17 protein-coding genes are annotated in these 17,615 nt (G+C 52.2%); 12 read left to right on the top strand and 5 right to left on the bottom strand.

The features are described 5' to 3' along the window. Nucleotides 1-3 precede the first annotated feature (3 nt). The 4 genes from SK35_RS14305 to SK35_RS14290 all read left to right on the top strand — a co-directional run bounded on the left by SK35_RS14305 (nt 4) and on the right by SK35_RS14290 (nt 4,339). A complete protein-coding gene (locus SK35_RS14305; protein ID WP_048214362.1) occupies nt 4-951 on the top strand; it encodes a carbohydrate kinase family protein in 948 nt (315 codons plus the stop codon). Nucleotides 952-960: 9 nt separating this feature from the next. Then, nucleotides 961-1,944 carry an NADH-dependent methylglyoxal reductase gene (gene ydjG, locus SK35_RS14300; protein ID WP_032943118.1) on the top strand — a complete coding sequence of 328 codons (984 nt, stop codon included), beginning with the start codon at nt 961-963 and terminating at the stop codon, nt 1,942-1,944. A gap of 136 nt (nt 1,945-2,080) precedes the next feature. Beyond that, a complete protein-coding gene (locus SK35_RS14295; RefSeq protein ID WP_032943120.1) occupies nt 2,081-2,839 on the top strand; it encodes a DeoR/GlpR family DNA-binding transcription regulator in 759 nt (252 codons plus the stop codon). 141 nt (nt 2,840-2,980) lie between these two features. Next, a complete protein-coding gene (locus SK35_RS14290) occupies nt 2,981-4,339 on the top strand; it encodes an MFS transporter (RefSeq protein ID WP_048214361.1) in 1,359 nt (452 codons plus the stop codon). A gap of 37 nt (nt 4,340-4,376) precedes the next feature. On the opposite strand, the gene pncA is transcribed toward SK35_RS14290, so the two are convergent. Beyond that, complete coding sequence (gene pncA / locus SK35_RS14285) at nt 4,377-5,015, bottom strand: bifunctional nicotinamidase/pyrazinamidase (RefSeq protein WP_048214360.1); 639 nt, start codon at nt 5,013-5,015, stop codon at nt 4,377-4,379. A 14-nt stretch (nt 5,016-5,029) separates the two neighbouring features. Further along, a complete protein-coding gene (gene ansA, locus SK35_RS14280; RefSeq protein ID WP_003832492.1) occupies nt 5,030-6,046 on the bottom strand; it encodes an asparaginase in 1,017 nt (338 codons plus the stop codon). A 201-nt stretch (nt 6,047-6,247) separates the two neighbouring features. Here ansA and SK35_RS14275 point away from each other — a divergent pair, with 201 nt between their 5' ends. Continuing rightward, a complete protein-coding gene (locus tag SK35_RS14275; RefSeq protein WP_048214359.1) occupies nt 6,248-7,168 on the top strand; it encodes a DMT family transporter in 921 nt (306 codons plus the stop codon). Nucleotides 7,169-7,180: 12 nt separating this feature from the next. Beyond that, nucleotides 7,181-8,248, top strand: a complete 1,068-nt coding sequence (locus SK35_RS14270; RefSeq protein ID WP_053069290.1) for a GlxA family transcriptional regulator — start codon at nt 7,181-7,183, stop codon at nt 8,246-8,248. 34 nt (nt 8,249-8,282) lie between these two features. Here SK35_RS14270 and sppA read toward each other — a convergent pair whose 3' ends face one another. Next, complete coding sequence (sppA, locus tag SK35_RS14265) at nt 8,283-10,139, bottom strand: signal peptide peptidase SppA (RefSeq protein WP_032943122.1); 1,857 nt, start codon at nt 10,137-10,139, stop codon at nt 8,283-8,285. 175 nt (nt 10,140-10,314) lie between these two features. Here sppA and SK35_RS14260 point away from each other — a divergent pair, with 175 nt between their 5' ends. The 3 genes from SK35_RS14260 (at nt 10,315) to SK35_RS14250 (ending at nt 13,977) form a co-directional block, all read left to right on the top strand. Next, nucleotides 10,315-10,866 (top strand): NAD(P)H nitroreductase, encoded by a 552-nt coding sequence (locus SK35_RS14260; protein WP_048214358.1) that lies wholly within the window; start codon nt 10,315-10,317, stop codon nt 10,864-10,866. A gap of 116 nt (nt 10,867-10,982) precedes the next feature. After that, nucleotides 10,983-12,026: a selenide, water dikinase SelD gene (selD, locus tag SK35_RS14255; RefSeq protein WP_048214357.1), complete on the top strand. Its 1,044-nt coding sequence runs from the start codon at nt 10,983-10,985 to the stop codon at nt 12,024-12,026. 4 nt (nt 12,027-12,030) lie between these two features. Then, on the top strand, nt 12,031-13,977 hold the full coding sequence (locus SK35_RS14250; RefSeq protein ID WP_048214356.1) for a DNA topoisomerase III: 1,947 nt from the start codon (nt 12,031-12,033) through the stop codon (nt 13,975-13,977). Nucleotides 13,978-14,057: 80 nt separating this feature from the next. On the opposite strand, the gene gdhA is transcribed toward SK35_RS14250, so the two are convergent. Beyond that, nucleotides 14,058-15,401, bottom strand: coding sequence for an NADP-specific glutamate dehydrogenase (gdhA, locus tag SK35_RS14245; RefSeq protein WP_003832501.1), 1,344 nt, complete (start codon nt 15,399-15,401; stop codon nt 14,058-14,060). Nucleotides 15,402-15,653: 252 nt separating this feature from the next. Here gdhA and SK35_RS14240 point away from each other — a divergent pair, with 252 nt between their 5' ends. Beyond that, a complete protein-coding gene (locus SK35_RS14240) occupies nt 15,654-15,914 on the top strand; it encodes a DUF1496 domain-containing protein (RefSeq protein ID WP_187426988.1) in 261 nt (86 codons plus the stop codon). Here SK35_RS14240 and SK35_RS14235 read toward each other — a convergent pair. Beyond that, entirely contained in the window at nt 15,874-16,287 is a 414-nt protein-coding gene (locus tag SK35_RS14235; RefSeq protein WP_048216321.1) for a pyrimidine (deoxy)nucleoside triphosphate diphosphatase, read from the bottom strand. The two genes, SK35_RS14240 and SK35_RS14235, sit on opposite strands and share 41 nt — an antisense overlap. 79 nt (nt 16,288-16,366) lie before the next feature. Between SK35_RS14235 and SK35_RS14230 the strand changes: the two genes are divergently transcribed. Beyond that, complete coding sequence (locus SK35_RS14230; protein WP_048214354.1) at nt 16,367-16,936, top strand: carboxymuconolactone decarboxylase family protein; 570 nt, start codon at nt 16,367-16,369, stop codon at nt 16,934-16,936. Then, nucleotides 16,929-17,552 (top strand): CDP-alcohol phosphatidyltransferase family protein, encoded by a 624-nt coding sequence (locus SK35_RS14225; protein WP_048214353.1) that lies wholly within the window; start codon nt 16,929-16,931, stop codon nt 17,550-17,552. Before SK35_RS14230 ends, SK35_RS14225 begins: the two co-directional genes overlap by 8 nt. The last annotated feature ends 63 nt before the right edge of the window (nt 17,553-17,615 follow it).

The following is a 17,615-nucleotide window of genomic DNA, read 5'->3' as shown; positions in this document are numbered from 1 at the left end:
AATATGGATAATATCGAGGTTATTTGTATAGGGGCGGCAATTGTTGATATTCCCTTGCAACCAGTGAGTAAAAATATCTTTGATGTTGACTCTTATCCATTAGAACGAATAGCAATGACCACGGGAGGTGACGCTATTAATGAGGCGACGATTATTTCTCGCCTTGGCCATCGCACGGCGTTAATGAGTCGGATAGGTAATGATGCAGCCGGTTATTTTATTGTCGACCACTGCCATCGGGAGAATATTGATATTAAAAGCCTGAAGCAGGATGCTGATATTGATACTTCCATTAACGTAGGTTTAGTCACCGCTGATGGTGAACGCACATTTGTGACTAACCGTAACGGCAGTTTATGGAAACTGAATATAAACGATGTTGATTTTGACCGATTCTCGCAGGCAAAGCTGCTGTCGCTGGCGAGTATTTTTAATAGTCCGCTGCTTGATGGCCATGCGTTAACGGATATTTTCACTCAGGCCAAAGTGCATGGATTAATTATCTGCGCCGACATGATTAAACCACGGCTTAACGAAACGCTGGACGACATCCGTGAAGCGTTGAGCTACGTGGATTATCTGTTTCCCAATTTTGAAGAGGCAAAACTGCTCACCGGGAAAGATACGCTGGATGAGATTGCCGACAGTTTCCTGAACTGTGGTGTGAAAACCGTCGTGATTAAGACCGGTAAAAGAGGCTGCTTTATCAAACGTGTCGATATGAAAATGGTAGTCCCGGCCGTGTCGGGGATTACCGCCATCGACACCATCGGCGCGGGGGATAACTTTGCTTCAGGATTTATCTCCGCGCTGCTTGAAGGTAAGCCGCTTCGCGACTGCGCGCTGTTTGCTAATGCAACGGCGGCAATATCGGTACTGAGCGTGGGTGCGACAACGGGTGTGAAGAACAGAAAGCTGGTTGAACAACTTCTTGACGAATACGAAGGGTAATAGCGGCAGATGAAAATGATTCCTTTAGGCAGTACGGATATTACGCTTTCCCGCATGGGATTAGGTACATGGGCCATTGGCGGCGGTCCGGCATGGAATGGCGATCTCGATTTGCAGATTTGTATTGATACCATTGTTGAGGCGCATCGCTGCGGTATTAATCTGATTGATACCGCGCCAGGATACAACTTTGGCAACAGTGAAGTGATAGTCGGTCAGGCGCTGAAAAAGTTACCGCGCAGCGAGGTAGTGGTTGAAACCAAATGCGGCATCGTCTGGGAGCGAACAGGCAGCCTGTTTAACAAAGTGGGCGATCGCCAGCTGTATAAAAACCTCACGCCTGAGTCGATTCGTGAGGAGGTTGATGCCAGCCTGCAAAGATTGGGTATCGACAGTATTGATATTTATATGACCCACTGGCAGTCGGTTGAACCCTGTTTTACGCCGATTGCGGAAACCGTAGACACGCTGAACACACTGAAAAAAGAGGGAAAAATCCGTTCGATTGGTGCGGCGAACGTCGATGCCGGGCATATAAGGGAGTATCTCAAACACGGTGAGCTGGATATCATCCAGGCCAAGTACAGCATTCTTGACCGGGCGCTGGAAGCTGATCTGCTGCCGCTATGCCAGCAGAATGGCATCATCGTGCAGGTATATTCACCGCTTGAGCAGGGGTTGTTGACTGGTACTATCGCCCGAGATTATGTTCCTGGCGGCGCACGGGCTAACAAGGTTTGGTTTCAGCGGGAAAATATGCTGCGGGTGATTGATATGCTAGAGCAGTGGCAGCCACTGTGTGAAAAATACCGCTGCACAATCCCCGCATTAGCTCTGGCGTGGATTTTAAAGCAAAGCGATTTGATCACCTTACTGAGTGGTGCAACCGCACCTGAACAGGTTCGCGAGAACGTCGAGGCGTTAACCATTCCCCTGACAGATGATGATTCATTATTGATGAGGCGAATGGCGGAAGCGTTGGATATAAATTAAGTCGGATAGAATTGACCTCTGTTTCTGCGTAAAAAAGTATTGAAATCTGTGATTCAGACATGTTCTTTTGAAAATAAACATAGCCTGTGAGATACTAGGGTCTTATTATTACTTTGCAGGAAACAGAGGTGTCATCGTGGCGGCAAAAGACAGGATTCAAGCCATTAAGCAAATGGTGGCTAACGATAAGAAAGTGGCGGTATCTAATTTAAGTTCAATCTTTCAGGTGACTGAGGAAACGATTCGCCGCGATCTTGAAAAACTGGAAGATGAAGGTTTTTTGACCCGAACATATGGCGGTGCAGTGCTCAATACCACCGCGTTGTCCGACAATATTCATTTTTATAAGCGTGCAAAATCTTTCTTCGAAGAAAAGCAGATTATTGCCCGTAATGCATTACCGTTTATTAAAAATAAGACCACAATGGCTGCCGACTCCAGCAGTACCGCGATGGAATTATTAAAGCTGTTGAAGGAAAGAAACGATCTGACGTTGCTTACCAATTCGGCTGAAGCATTTCATGAGTTGGCGCAGTCAGAAATTAACGTGGTTTCTACCGGCGGTGAGTTGAATAAGAATACGCTGTCGCTGCAGGGAAGAATCACCAAGGAGATTATCAGCCGTTATCATGTTGATATCATGGTGATGAGCTGCAAAGGTTTGGATATGCAGAGTGGGGCGCTTGATTCTAATGAAGCGGAAGCGGAAATCAAAAAAACCATGATCCGCCAGGCGACTGAGGTGGCCCTGTTAGTTGATCACTCAAAGTTTGACCGTAAAGCTTTCGTTCAGCTCGTGGACTTTAGCCATATTAATTACCTAATAACCAATAAGGCACCGGGTGCAGAGTGGATTGCATTTTGCAAAGAGAATAATATTCAACTCGTTTATTAGCTATAACGAGGGTTGTGTCGATATTATTTTAAGTTTGCACCTGGTAAATGCCATAAGAATCTAATGATGATGGATGGCGCGGCAAAAATTTTTCTGCCGCGATCGCCATACTTTCTATTTAGCTGAATTTGAGGCATCCAGATGGAACAATGTGACCCTATCGGCGCAAGATTAGATCGCTTACCTTTATCTCGATTTCATTTTCGTATTTTTGGAATTATTAGTTTTAGTTTGTTAATAACTGGTTTTCTCAGCTATTCCGGGAATGTGGTATTAGCAAAACTAGTCAGCACAGGCTGGTCAAACAATTATCTCAATGCCGCGTTTACCTCAGCGCTGATGTTCGGTTACTTTATCGGTTCGCTAGCCGGTGGCTTTATTGGTGATTATCTCGGTCGACGCAAAGCGTTCCGCGTCAATTTGTTAATCGTCGGGGCCTCAGCCTGCGCTGCAACGTTTGTGCTCAACATGTACTGGCTTATTTTCTTCCGCTGTCTGATGGGGATTGGAATGGGGGCGCTAATTATGGTGGGCTATGCCTCATTTACAGAATTCATTCCACCCGCGGTTCGTGGGAAATGGTCTGCCCGTCTGTCATTTGTCGGCAACTGGGCACCAATGCTATCTGCGGCAATTGGCGTCGTGATTATTGCACTTTTAAGCTGGCGGGTGATGTTTCTGCTCGGCGGCATGGCAATGCTGTTGGCCTGGTATCTGTCGGGAAAATACTATATTGAATCCCCGCGTTGGCTGGCTGGCAAAGGGCAGAGAAGCGAAGCTGAAAAACATCTTATGCAGGTGGAATCGCAAATTGAGAAAGAAAAAAACATCACTTTACCATCCTGCCGGAACGAATGCTCGTCGGCGGAATTAAGCACGATAAGTGGTTCATTTTGGCTCTTGTTTAAGGGGCCAATGTTGCGCTGTACACTGGTGGCGATCACGGTGCTTATTGCAATGAATATTTCGCTCTATACCATTACGGTATGGATCCCGACGATATTTGTTAATTCGGGAATCGATGTAACGAAATCCATATTTATGACCGCGATAATTATGATTGGCGCGCCGGTTGGGATATTTATTGCCGCGTTAATTATCGATCGCTTTCCTCGGCGATTGTTTGGCTCATTCTTGTTGATTATTATCGCCTTGCTTGGGTATTTCTATTCGCTTCAAACTGAAGAGTGGGCAATTCTGAGCTACGGACTGGTGATGATTTTTTTTCTGTATATGTATGTCTGCTTTGCCTCTGCAGTTTATGTCCCGGAACTATGGCCCACGCATCTTAGATTGAGAGGATCGGGTTTTGTGAATGCGGTGGGGAGGATTGTCGCTGTGTTTACGCCTTATGGCGTCGCTATTTTGTTGACCCGCTATGGCTCTGTTACGGTCTTTATCGTGCTAGGAGCAATGTTGATGCTATGCGCGCTGATTCTTTTTTGTTTTGGCATCGAAACACGCAAAGTATCGCTGGAAGAGATTTCAGCGCTGGCCTGAGATAACGCGCCGACAGGAGTGACCCTGTCGGCATCGCTTACGGCTGGGTTTCCAGCCAGTCGTCCAACGTATACAGCGTTGCGCCCGCAGCAGCCATTTCCATAAAGGCGTTTGCACTGTCCTGGGGTTGAATATTAACGCCACGGCAGCCGTCGGTTATAACGCTGACGGTGTAGCCAAGATCGAGCGCATCCAGAACGGTGAATTTAACGCAATAGTCGGTAGCCAGACCCATGATGATGAGCTCGGCAATGCGGTGTTCGAGTAGCCATGCATTCAGCGCGGTAGCCTGACGACGACCGTTATCAAAAAAAGCACTGTAGCTGTCGACCAGCGGGTTCTCACCTTTAGTGAACGTTTGAGTTATCGCACGCTGGTTCAGCAGCGGATGCAGGGCAGCACCTTCGCTGTTTTGTACGCAATGATCGGGCCAGAACGTCTGCGCCAGGCCATCGAGTTGCCCCTGGCTGTAGGGCTCGACCTGATGCTGGCTGGCAAAACTACCGTGATTCGCCGGGTGCCAGTCCAGACTGGCAACGACCGTGTCGCCGCGTATGGCACACCAGTCAATCAGGCGGTTGGCGATATCGATCGTGCTATCACCTTGTGGGACCGCGAGGGCACCACCGGCACAAAAGTCATTTTGTAAATCGACCAACAGTAAGGCTCGGGCCATGGGCATAGACTCCTTTAATCGTCGGGCGTGAGCTCACCACGCAGATTTTGCGTCATTGCTTCACGAATTGTCTGCGTATCCAGTCCCTGACTCAGCAAATAGTGCAGTTTGGTGAGTGTGGCTTCGACGGTCATATCCGCGCCGCCAATCACGCCAGCATGCGCCAGCGCATTCCCTGTCGCGTAGCCCCCCATGTTCACCTTGCCGGACATACACTGCGTAAGGTTCACCACCACAATGCCACGCGAGCTCGCATCTTCAAGTTCTTTCAGGAACTCTTTATTCTGCGGCGCATTGCCCACGCCGTAGGAGCGCAAAATTAATGCTTTTACTGGCTGGCGCAGGAAGTTGCGTACTACATCAGCGGAGATCCCTGGATAAATAGTGACCACGCCAATCGGTTGCGGAGTGATAGGATGCACAATCAACTCACCTGTGCCGTGAGGTGCGGGCGGTGTTCCCAGCCGACGAATGTGGATCCCGGCTTCCAGCAGTGGTGCGAGGTTGGGTGAGGCAAACGCGTCAAAACCATCAGCATGCGCTTTAGTGGTCCGGTTGCCGCGAAACAGTCGGTTGTTGAAAAACAGGGTCACTTCATTGATTGGATAATTTGCTGCAACGTACAACGCATTCAGCAAATTGATTTGTCCGTCAGAACGTAGCTCTGCTAATGGGATTTGTGACCCTGTCACAATGACTGGCTTGCCCAGATTCTCCAGCATAAATGAGAGCGCCGAAGCCGTAAACGCCATGGTGTCAGTGCCGTGCAGAATGACAAAACCATCGTAATCGTCGTAGTGCGCTTTAATGTCTTCAGCAATATGCTGCCAGTCTTCTGGCGTCATGTCTGAGGAATCCATCAGCGGGACGTATTCGTGGATGGTGAAGTCTGGCATCTCTGGGCGGTGGAATTCAGGCATCAGTGCCAGCTGACGCTGGAGATGACCGGAAACAGGAATATAACCCTGTTCTGAGCGCTGCATACCAATGGTACCGCCGGTATAGGCAACGTAAATCGATTTCTTTTGCATGGGCGTCACAGGTTAAGTTGTGCATAAACAGGCGCAGTATAAAGTTCCCCCCGAAAAAATACAGTGCAAATGACGCATACCTGCCATCCGATCAATATGTCATTTATGTTCAGTGCCTTGTCCCGTTTGTTCAGTGTGGTTTTGCACCCTCGGCCCTACAGTAGCAGCCTTCTATGGTGTGTGTTGTTGTCGAGTGCAGAAATGATCAGAAAGAGAATTGATAATGCGGCTATTTTGCTGATGGTGGTGATTTGCGGTGTCTGGGGCAGTCAGCAGGTGGCAATTAAAGCGGCTGCTGATGATATGTCACCTTTTTTACAGGTCGGTTTGCGTTCCGCAATCGCCGCGCTGTTTATTGGATTGTTGTTTCAGCGACGAGATAATATTTTTGGCCTTCTGCGTGACCGTAATATCGCCAAAATGGGCGCAATCGTTGGATTACTATTTGCGCTTGAATTTGTGCTGGTTTCCGTAGGGATCACGTTAACGACGGCCTCCCATATGGCGCTTTATCTGTATACTGCGCCTTTGTTTTCGGCCATTGGATTACATTTTCTTTTACCTGAAGAGCGACTGAGTCGTCTGCAATGGTGTGGGCTTGCGATCGCCTTTTTGGGCATCGCCATCGCCGTTACGATGGTTCCTCAAAATGGCAACACACAATGGAGCCTGACGGGCGATCTGTGCGGGCTTTTCGCCGGTATGGCGTGGGGGGCGTCCAGTGTGGCGATCCGCTGTAGCCGACTCGCCACTATTCCCTCGTCCTGCACACTGTTTTATCAACTGGCGACTACCGCGCTGATTTTATTGCTTATCGGACTGATGCTGGGAGAAACGACGGTACAACTGACGACTGTGTTGGTGATGAGTCTGACTTTTCAGACGGTGATTGTCGCCTTTTTAAGTTACCTGATCTGGTTTACCCTGCTGCGTTATTATCATGTCGCATCTTTGGGAACCCTGATTTTAATGACGCCAGCGATGGGAATCATTGCCGGGGTACTCTTTCTTGGTGAATCCCTGCAGCCCGCGTTTATCGCAGGCGCTCTCTTGATATTGATTGGATTGCTTTGTGTTTCATTACCCCCCAGCGCGAATTTACGCCGCCTTTCACGTTTATAACGGGAGCCTGAAGTGAAGAAAGACCTGAGAATTTTTCAGCCAGGCGAGTGGGCGGATGGAGACATCATTACGGCTATCGATGCGAGTCAGACAGAGACACCGCGCAGACCACAGTTGAATGTCGGCATTCTTCTGTGGCCGGAATTTCCTCTGCTGGCGCTGGCGGGGTTAACCGATGCGTTACGTCATGCGGCGGATATGGGGGATGATAGCCAGAAAATTCGCTGCTCCTGGCGTCTGATGAGCGCTACACCAGACCGACCAGTTCTAAGCAGTTCAGGAATGGCGATGATGCCGGATAGCGCATTCGTTGCACCGGAACAATTTGATTATGTGGTGGTGATTGGCGGCTTGCTGCGCAGTATGGCGAAAGCCGATCGGGCCGCGCGACGTTACCTGCATCTTGCGCATCAGCTCAACATTCCGCTGGTAGGTATCTGCACGGGGAGCTTTGTTCTGGCGCAAGAAGGTTTCCTCAATGGGCTGATGGCGGCGATCCATCCCTGGCATCTGAATGATTTTAAAACGCAATTTCCTCAGCTGGCTGCCCGTAGCGGGGTCGATTTTGTTGAGGAAAAAGGGATTCTGACTTGTCCGGGGGGCATTTCGACGATAGGGCTGGCAACAGAGCTTATTCGCCGCCACTGTGGTCCCGACAGGGCGACAAAAGCCATCTTCCAGATGTCCGTCCCCAACCGCATAGACAGCACGTCAGTGGCGGTCTCCAGAGCGATAGGTTTTACCCACGTGAGCGACAGTCGGTTACGCAAAGCGGTCTTTTTAATTGAGCAAGGACTGGTAAAGCCCATTTCGACCCGCTGGCTGGCCACTGAAGTCAACCTGAGTCCGCGACAGCTTACCCGGTTGTTTAACGCCGAGTTCGCCCAGTCGCCGGGAGAGTTTATCCGACGTGCGCGTTTGCGTTATGCCCACTGGCTGTTGATGAATTCTGGAGAGAGTGTCACGGAGATTGCGCTGCGTCTGGGATTTAGCGACTGTGCGCACTTTATTCGTTTGTTTAGTCGGGAGTTTGGCTGTACGCCTGGAGATTTTCGCAGTACGCGACATCAGAATGCGTAAAAAATGCTGCCCCGACAGGGGCAGCATTGGCAGGTTAGCGAACGTTGGCGCAGGTCAGGCAAAACGCATAGCGGTTTTGCGGATCGTTAAACGCTGCCAGCTTATCGCTCTCCGCTTTAACCGTACTCGCCGCAGAAGCGAGCGGCGCCGGGAGCATCGCCTGGATCGCTTCAGGCAGCATGGCACGAACGGAACCGGACATGCTGTCCATCACCATATCAACGAATGTCGGTTCGTCCTGATAATACTCAATGTGCCATTGCTTCAGTTTGGCCAGCTCAGCCGCTTTCGCCACGGCGTCATCAAAATCACCCAGACTGTCTACCAGACCGTTGGCTTTCGCATCCTGGCCGGTCCAGACGTGGCCCTGCGCGATTTTGTCAATCTGCTCAGGCGTTGTCTTACGCGCATCTGCGACCAGCGTGATAAAGCGCTTATAGCCGTTCTCGATGCTCAGTTGCATCATTTGCTGCACTTCAGGTGGTAACGCTTTGGTGATGGAGATATCCGCCAGTGGGGATGTCGCCACGCCGTCGGTGTGTACACCAATGGAATCCAGACTGTTTTCCACAGTGTTGATCACGCCAAAGATCCCGATTGAACCGGTCAGCGTGCTGGGGTTCGCCACAATGTAGCTTGCTGGGGTGGAGATCCAGTACCCGCCGGATGCCGCCATGCCGCCCATGGACACGACAACCGGCTTGCCTGCCGCTTTTGCCGCAGCCAGCTCAGCGCGAATGACTTCGGAAGCGCTGACGCTGCCGCCAGGGCTGTTCACGCGCAGGACAATTGCTTTCACTTTCGGATCAAGACGCGCTTCGCGGATCTGCGCGGCAGTCGTGTCACCGCCCACATTCCCAGGGGTTTCTTCACCGTCCATAATTGCGCCATTCGCGAAGACGACGCCAATGCTGTCCCCAGTATCCGCTGGCGTTTTCAGCGAGTAATCGTAATAGCTGACGGCGCGATAATTTTTATCCGCTTTGCTCCAGCCAAACTGTTTGGTCAGCATTTTTTCGACTTCGGCGCTGGAGGCCAGTGCATCCACCAGTTTGTTGTCGAGCGCATATTTCGCGGTATCACCATCGACTTTTGTCAAACCGTCCAGCATGGCCTGTGCGCCCGGGAACACCTGCTGAGCAGGGATCTGGCGGTTGGCAGCGACCGTGTCGAGATAGTTCTGCCACAGCTCGCCGATCCAGCGGCTGTCGGCCTCGCGCGCGGCAGGAGACATATCATCACGAATGAACGGTTCTACGGCAGACTTATAAGTCCCGACACGGAACACGTGCGTGGAAACTTTCAGCTTGTCGAGCAGGGACTTGTAGTACAAACCGTTGGTGGCAAAGCCGTGCAGATCAACGGAACCCTGCGGAGAGAGATAAATTTTATTGGCGAAACTGGCGAGGTAGTACTGCCCCTGGCTGAAGTTATCGCCCACGGCAAAGACCGGTTTGCCGCTGTCGCGGAATTCCCGCAGCGCTTTACCGATATACTGCATGGAAGGCTGGTCGGCCCCGGCAAAATTTTTCAGATCCATCACAATGCCGGTGATGTTGCGATCATCTTTTGCCTGGCGAATAGTATTCACGATATCGAACAGGGAGTTTTCCTGCAGACGATCGGAACTGGCGCCAAACAGCTGACGACCAATAACGCTTAAGCGACTGGTGCTCGAAGGCTTATCGACAATCACCCCCGAGATATCCAGCAGCAGTGCGCCTCGCTCAGCGTGTTCACTGGTATTGCTGCTGCTGACCTGCATCCAGATGCCCACGCCCACCAGCACCAACAAGATGAAGAACAGGTTAAGCACAAATTCACGGACGAAATTCAGTAATCGCCATGTCCATTTAAAAAATCCGGCAATAAATCGCCACAGGGTTCGCATGTATTCTCCCTACCGATTAACAACACGCCATCCCGAAATTCCGGAGAAAGGCGATAAGATGAGGCTATCGTAATGACCCGACAGGCACTTGTCAGCAGGAATCACCGCCTGTGCTGTAACAAAATCCGCTCACGTGTTAATTTTGTGAACAAATCTCATTGTTGGAGTTAAGCAAATGGATGCACTCGAATTACTGATTACCCGTCGTAGCGCCTCTCGTCTCGTCGAGCCGGCCCCGACAGGAGAGCAACTGCAAAACATTCTGCGGGCGGGTATGCGCGCGCCAGACCACAAAACGCTGCAACCGTGGCAATTCTTTGTCATTGAGGGCGAAGGGCGTGATCGTTTTAGCGCGGTGCTTGAAAAAGGGGCGATTGCCGCAGGCAGTGACGCGAAAGCCCAGGAAAAAGCGCGCAGCGCACCGTTTCGCGCACCGCTGAGTATTACCGTGGTGGCGAAATGTGAAGAAAACGACAAGGTTCCTCTGTGGGAACAAGAAATGTCTGCCGGTTGTGCGGTGATGGCTATGCAGATGGCCGCAATTGCCCAGGGCTTTGGCGGTATCTGGCGCAGTGGTGCATTAACCGAAAGTGCGGTCGTGCGCGAAGCATTCGACTGTCGCCCGCAAGATAAAATCGTCGGTTTCCTCTATCTGGGCACACCGCAGCTAAAAGCATCCACGACGATTAACCTTGCCGATCCGAGCGCATTCGTCCGTTATTTCTGATATCAACGGCAAAACTGTCTGGATTCTGAGCAAAGACACCCGAATTCAGACAGTCACTCTTACCACATCAAGGAATGAGCGCTACCATATCCGGATTGCAATGACAGGAGATGTCCATGAGCGAGCAAGCTATTCGTTTAACGCAATACAGCCACGGAGCCGGTTGCGGTTGTAAAATTTCCCCAAAAGTGCTGGAAACCATCCTGCACAGCGAGCAGGCGAAGTTTGTTGATCCGAACTTACTGGTGGGTAATGAAACCCGCGACGACGCGGCCGTATACGATCTTGGAAACGGCACCAGCGTTATCAGTACCACCGATTTCTTTATGCCGATTGTCGATAATCCGTTTGATTTTGGACGCATCGCCGCGACTAACGCCATCAGCGATATTTTCGCTATGGGCGGCAAACCGATTATGGCAATTGCTATTCTGGGCTGGCCGCTGGATAAGCTGGCACCGGAAATCGCCCGCGAAGTCACCGAAGGCGGACGCTTTGCCTGCCGTCAGGCGGGTATTGCGCTGGCGGGCGGCCACTCTATCGATGCCCCAGAGCCTATCTTCGGCCTTGCGGTAACCGGCGTTGTGCCGACCGAACGCGTGAAGAAAAACAGCACCGCTGAAGCAGGGTGTAAGTTGTTCCTGACCAAGCCGCTGGGCATTGGTGTTCTGACAACCGCAGAGAAAAAATCACTGCTGAAGGAAGAACACAAAGGACTGGCGACAGAAGTGATGTGCCGGATGAACATTGCCGGTGCGGCATTCGCCGATATTGACGGCGTGAAAGCCATGACTGATGTTACCGGTTTTGGTCTGCTGGGGCATCTGAGTGAGATGTGCCAGGGCGCAGGCGTTCAGGCACAGATCGTCTACCAGGATATTCCTAAGCTGCCTGGCGTTGAAGAATACATCGCGCAGGGCGCGGTGCCGGGGGGTACCCAACGTAACTTTGCCAGCTACGGACACCTGATGGGTGAAATGCCGCAATCGGTACGCGATCTGCTGTGCGATCCGCAAACTTCAGGTGGTCTACTGCTGGCGGTAACGCCGGAAGCTGAAGCCGAAGTGAAAGCGGCAGCGGCGCAGTTCAGTATCGATCTCACCGCCATTGGTGAGTTAGTGGAAGCTCGTGGCGGTCGCGCCATGGTTGAGATTCGTTAACTCGATGCGGTTGTTTATTGCCGAAAAACCAAGTCTGGCACGTGCTATCGCCGATGTGCTGCCGAAGCCGCATCGCAAAGGCGATGGTTTTATTGAATGCGGAAATGGACAAGTGGTGACCTGGTGTATTGGTCACCTGCTTGAACAGGCGCAGCCGGATGCCTACGACAGTCGTTACGCTCGCTGGAGTCTGGTCGATCTGCCGATTGTCCCGGAAAAGTGGCAACTGCAACCGCGCCCCTCGGTGACCAAACAGCTCAACGTCATTAAGCGCTTTTTGCATGAAGCCAGCGAAGTTATTCACGCCGGTGACCCCGATCGTGAAGGGCAACTGCTGGTGGATGAAGTGCTGGATTACCTGCAACTGGCACCTGAAAAGCGCCAGAAGGTGCAGCGTTGCCTGATTAACGACCTCAACCCACAGGCCGTTGAGCGGGCTATTGAGCGGCTGCGCGCCAACAGTGAGTTTATCCCGCTGTGCGTGTCGGCACTGGCGCGAGCGCGTGCGGACTGGTTGTACGGTATCAATATGACGCGCGCTTACACCATTCTTGGACGTAACGCGGGCTATCAGGGCGTACTTTCGGTCGGGCGCGTACAAACGCCGGTGCTCGGGCTGGTTGTGCGTCGCGATGAAGAGATAGAGAACTTCGTCGCCAAAGACTTCTTCGAAGTGAAAGCGCATATCGTAACGCCCGCCGATGAGCGGTTTACCGCTATCTGGCAGCCGAGCGAAGCGTGTGAGCCGTATCAGGATGAAGAAGGGCGCTTGCTGAATCGCACGCTGGCTGAACACGTGGTGAACCGCATTAACGGTCAACCGGCGATAGTCACCAGTTATAACGATAAACGGGAATCAGAATCCGCGCCGTTGCCGTTCTCGCTGTCGGCGTTGCAGATTGAAGCGGCGAAGCGCTTCGGTTTAAGTGCGCAAAACGTTCTGGATATCTGCCAGAAGCTGTATGAAACCCATAAGTTGATTACCTATCCGCGTTCGGATAGCCGTTATCTGCCGGAAGAACACTTTGCCGGACGTCACGCGGTACTGAACGCGATTAGCGTCCATGCGCTGGATCTGCTCCCGCAGCCGGCGGTCAATCCCGATACGCGAAATCGCTGTTGGGACGACAAAAAAGTGGATGCGCACCACGCCATCATTCCTACCGCACGCAGTTCGTCCATTAACCTGAACGACAACGAAGCGAAAATTTACAACCTGATTGCCCGTCAGTATCTGATGCAATTTTGCGCAGATGCGGTATTCAGGAAGTGCGTTATTGAGCTGGATATCGCCAAAGGTAAGTTTGTCGCCAAAGCGCGTTTTCTGGCGGAAGCCGGATGGCGCACGCTCCTCGGTAACAAAGAGCGCGACGAAGATAACGACGGAACGCCGCTGCCGGTGGTGGCAAAAGATGACGAACTGCTGTGCGAAAAAGGCGAAGTGGTTGAACGTCAGACCCAGCCCCCGCGGCACTTTACCGATGCCACGCTGCTGTCAGCGATGACCGGGATTGCGCGATTCGTGCAGGATAAAGATCTGAAAAAGATCCTGCGCGCAACGGATGGTTTAGGTACGGAAGCTACACGCGCCGGAATTATCGAGCTGCTGTTTAAGCGCGGATTCCTGGTGAAAAAAGGACGTTATATCCATTCGACCGACGCGGGAAAAGCGCTGTTCCACTCGCTGCCAGAAATGGCGACGCGCCCGGACATGACCGCGCACTGGGAATCTATCCTGACCCAAATCAGCGAAAAGCAGTGTCGCTATCAGGATTTCATGCAGCCGCTGGTGGGGACGCTGTATCAGCTTATCGATCAGGCGCGCAGCACACCGGTACGACGCTTTCGTGGAATTGCTGCACCTGGCGGTAGTGGTAGCGATAAGAAAAAAAGCGCACCGCGTAAACGTCCGGCGAAAAAAAGCCCGCCATCTGAAGAGGCGGGTCTGTAAGTTTGTAGGCCTGATAAGCATAGCGCATCAGGCTTAGCCGGATGCGGCACCCGTGCCCAATCCGGCCTGCAGAGACAATGTTAAATCACGCCCTGACCCAGCATCGCGTCGGCAACCTTCACGAAGCCCGCGATGTTGGCGCCACGTACGTAGTTGGTCTGCTTGCTTTCGCCGCCGTATTCAACGCAGGCATGGTGAATATCCAGCATGATGTGGTGCAGGCGCGCATCCACTTTCTCCGCTTTCCAGCCCAGACGAGCGGCGTTTTGCGCCATTTCCAGACCGGATGTCGCTACGCCACCTGCGTTGGCGGCTTTACCCGGTGCGAACAGTACGCCCGCTTCGAGGAACAGATCGGTGGCCTCGATAGTGGTCGGCATGTTTGCCCCTTCGGCGACAGCTTTCACGCCGTTGGCGATCAGTACGCGCGCTGCATCGACATCCAGTTCATTCTGAGTGGCGCACGGCAGGGCGATATCGACCGGAACCGACCACGGCTGTTTGCCTTCCAGATAGGTCAGGCCAAACTCACGGGCGTAATCCGCCACGCGACCGTCACGGCTGTCTTTGATCGCGCACAGACGCGCCAGTTTTTCTTTGGTAAATCCGCTTTCGTCAACTACGGTACCACTGGAATCGGAGGCGGTAACTACTCGCGCGCCAAACTCCATGGCTTTCTCTATGGCGAATTGCGCTACGTTGCCGGAGCCAGAAACCGCCACGCGCATGCCTTCAAAGCCCAGACCATGGCGTTTGAGCATTGCTTCGGTGAAGTACACCAGACCGTAGCCGGTGGCTTCCGGGCGGATCAGGCTGCCGCCAAAAGAGAGACCTTTACCGGTAAAGACGCAGGCGCTGTTGTTGGACAGTTTTTTCATCATCCCGGCCATAAAGCCGACTTCACGACCACCCACGCCGATATCGCCCGCCGGGACGTCGGTATCAGGACCTAAATGGCGGAACAGTTCGGTCATCAGTGCCTGGCAGAAACGCATGATTTCGCCTTCGCTTTTACCTTTCGGATCGAAATCGCTTCCGCCTTTACCACCGCCCATTGGCAGCGTGGTGAGTGCGTTCTTAAAGGTCTGCTCGAAACCCAGGAATTTCAGGATAGACAGGTTCACGGAAGGGTGAAAACGCATACCGCCTTTGTACGGGCCAATGGCAGAGCTAAACTGTACGCGCCACGCGCGGTTGACCTGTACCTGATTGCGATCGTCCAGCCAAACTACGCGGAATTGGATCACGCGCTCCGGTTCAACCAGACGTTCCAGCAACGACATCTGACGATAACGCGGGTTTTGCTCGAGAAAGGGCCACAGCGTCGTCATTACCTCACGAACGGCTTGCGCGAACTCGGTCTGATTCGGGTCGCGCTTTTGCACATGGTTAAGAAATGACTCCAGAGAACATGTCTGATCCATAGATATAAGAACCTCTTATGTATTGATATGGTTATATTTTTGATATTTATGTTATGTGTTGTGCAGTTTTTGACTATACCATCAGCAGTGTGACGTGACGCAAGAAAAAATTAACCCCGCTAAGTAAATTAATATTGCGCCGTGGGTCATAACCAAAAGCGATGATAGAAGGGACTAAAGTTTCTGCCGATTTATACCGTTATACTGAGCATAAATGTCAGTTAAAAAGGAAAGACAATGCGCCGTTTAATCATGGCAGGAGCGTTGGTACTGGTGTCCTGCGCGACGCTGGCAAATCAGCTTTATCGCCCGGACGTGCAGGTGAATGTACCGCCGGAAGTGTTCAGTTCCAGCGGTCAGCGGGCGCAGCCCTGTAGCCAGTGCTGTATTTATCAGGATCAAAACTACTCTGAAGGGGCGGTGATTAAAGCCGATGGCGTTCTGTTGCAGTGCCAGCGCGATGATAAAGCGATCAGCACGAATCCGCTGGTCTGGCGGCGCGTAAAAGGATAAACGTCTCTAACAGCGGGATATCGGCGGGCGCCAGTGGATAACGCAGCGCCTCTTCAGGTGAGCACCAGACGATATCCTGATGTTCAAATGCTCTCAATTCCCCCTGAAAAGACGGTACATGCCAGGCGTGTAGGTGAATCAATCGGCCTGAAACCTCGCGTTGATGGCTGGCAATGTAGCGCCCCACGACCGCCTCAATGCCCAACTCTTCACGCAGTTCACGGATCAGCGCCTCGGGCTGACTTTCGCCAGATTCAACCTTACCGCCGGCAAACTCCCACATGCCTGACTGATCCGCATGCAGCGGACGTTGAGCCAGTAAAATTTTGCCATCACGTTCAATGATAGCGGCGACCACGTCGAGGGTTTTCATCATATTCATCAAGATCTAACAGCAGAAAATGACATACTATCGTTATCTTTGTTTTATCTAAAGTATTCAGGAGCCACCGTTGAACGAACCTCAGTCGTGGGTAAAGCCGTTAACGCGTATCCCTTCCAGTTTAAAACCGCTCGTTGCCACGCAGAAAAAACATTATGGCGATGTGCTGCATCCCACGCGCTGGTGGGGGCGGATGCCGTTTCTGTTCTGGCTGGTGGCGCTGTTTGTCGGGTTTCTGGAGCGTAAAAAGGCGCGCTTAACGCCGGTGATGCGTGCGCTGTTGATGACCCGCGTTTCTCAGGTCTGCCACTGTGCTTTCTGTGTTGATGCGAATAGTTTACGGCTGGCAGAACGCTGTGGCGCGCTGGATAAAGTCTTGCAGGTTGCCAACTGGCAAGAATCGACGCTGTTCAGTGCAGAAGAACGCGTAGCGCTGGCCTATGCCGATGCGGTTACCGCAACGCCTCCACAGGTTGACGATGCGCTGAAAGTGCAGATGAAGCAGCATTTTACCGATGATGCCATTACGGAAATGACCGCGCTGATTGCGTTTCAAAATCTCTCGGCGCGTTTTAATGCCGCTCTCGATATTCCCTCGCAGGGACTGTGCGACAGTTTTAAAGGACGCCCGCATGCTTGACCGCCATCTTCATCCACGATTAAAACCGCTGTTGCATCGGTGCGTAGGTATTATCGATAAACCGGCGATTACCCCGGACGGACTTACGCTGGTCGGATTTGCCATTGGCGTGCTGGCGTTGCCATTTCTGGCGTTAGGCTGGTATCTGGCGGCGCTGGTGGCCATTGTGCTCAATCGGTTGTTTGACGGACTGGATGGGGCGCTGGCACGGCGCAGAGGGCTATCCGACGCCGGCGGATTTCTCGATATATCGCTCGATTTTCTGTTTTACGCCCTTGTGCCGTTTGGTTTTATTCTTGCCGCTCCGGCGCAAAATGCGCTGGCAGGCAGTTGGCTGTTGTTCGCGTTTATTGGCACCGGTAGCAGCTTTCTGGCCTTCGCCGCACTGGCAGCGAAACATCAGATTGATAACCCCGGTTACGCGCATAAATCGTTTTATTATCTTGGCGGGCTGACCGAAGGAACTGAGACAATTTTGCTGTTTGTGTTGGGGTGTCTGTTCCCGGACTATTTTGCCGTGCTGGCGTGGGTCTTTGGCGCGTTGTGCTGGATGACAACGTTCACCCGGATCTGGAGCGGATATCTGACGCTGAAAACCGTTCAGCGTCAGATGTAAGGTAATGCGTTGCCGGATGCGCTTCGCTTATCCGGCCTACAACAATGATATAGGTAGCTGGGT

Source organism: Citrobacter sp. MGH105 (assembly GCF_001037485.2).
Lineage (GTDB): Bacteria > Pseudomonadota > Gammaproteobacteria > Enterobacterales > Enterobacteriaceae > Citrobacter > Citrobacter portucalensis.
The sequence above is the reverse complement of the archived record's forward strand: the minus strand, read 5'-3'. Positions and strand labels throughout refer to the sequence as shown.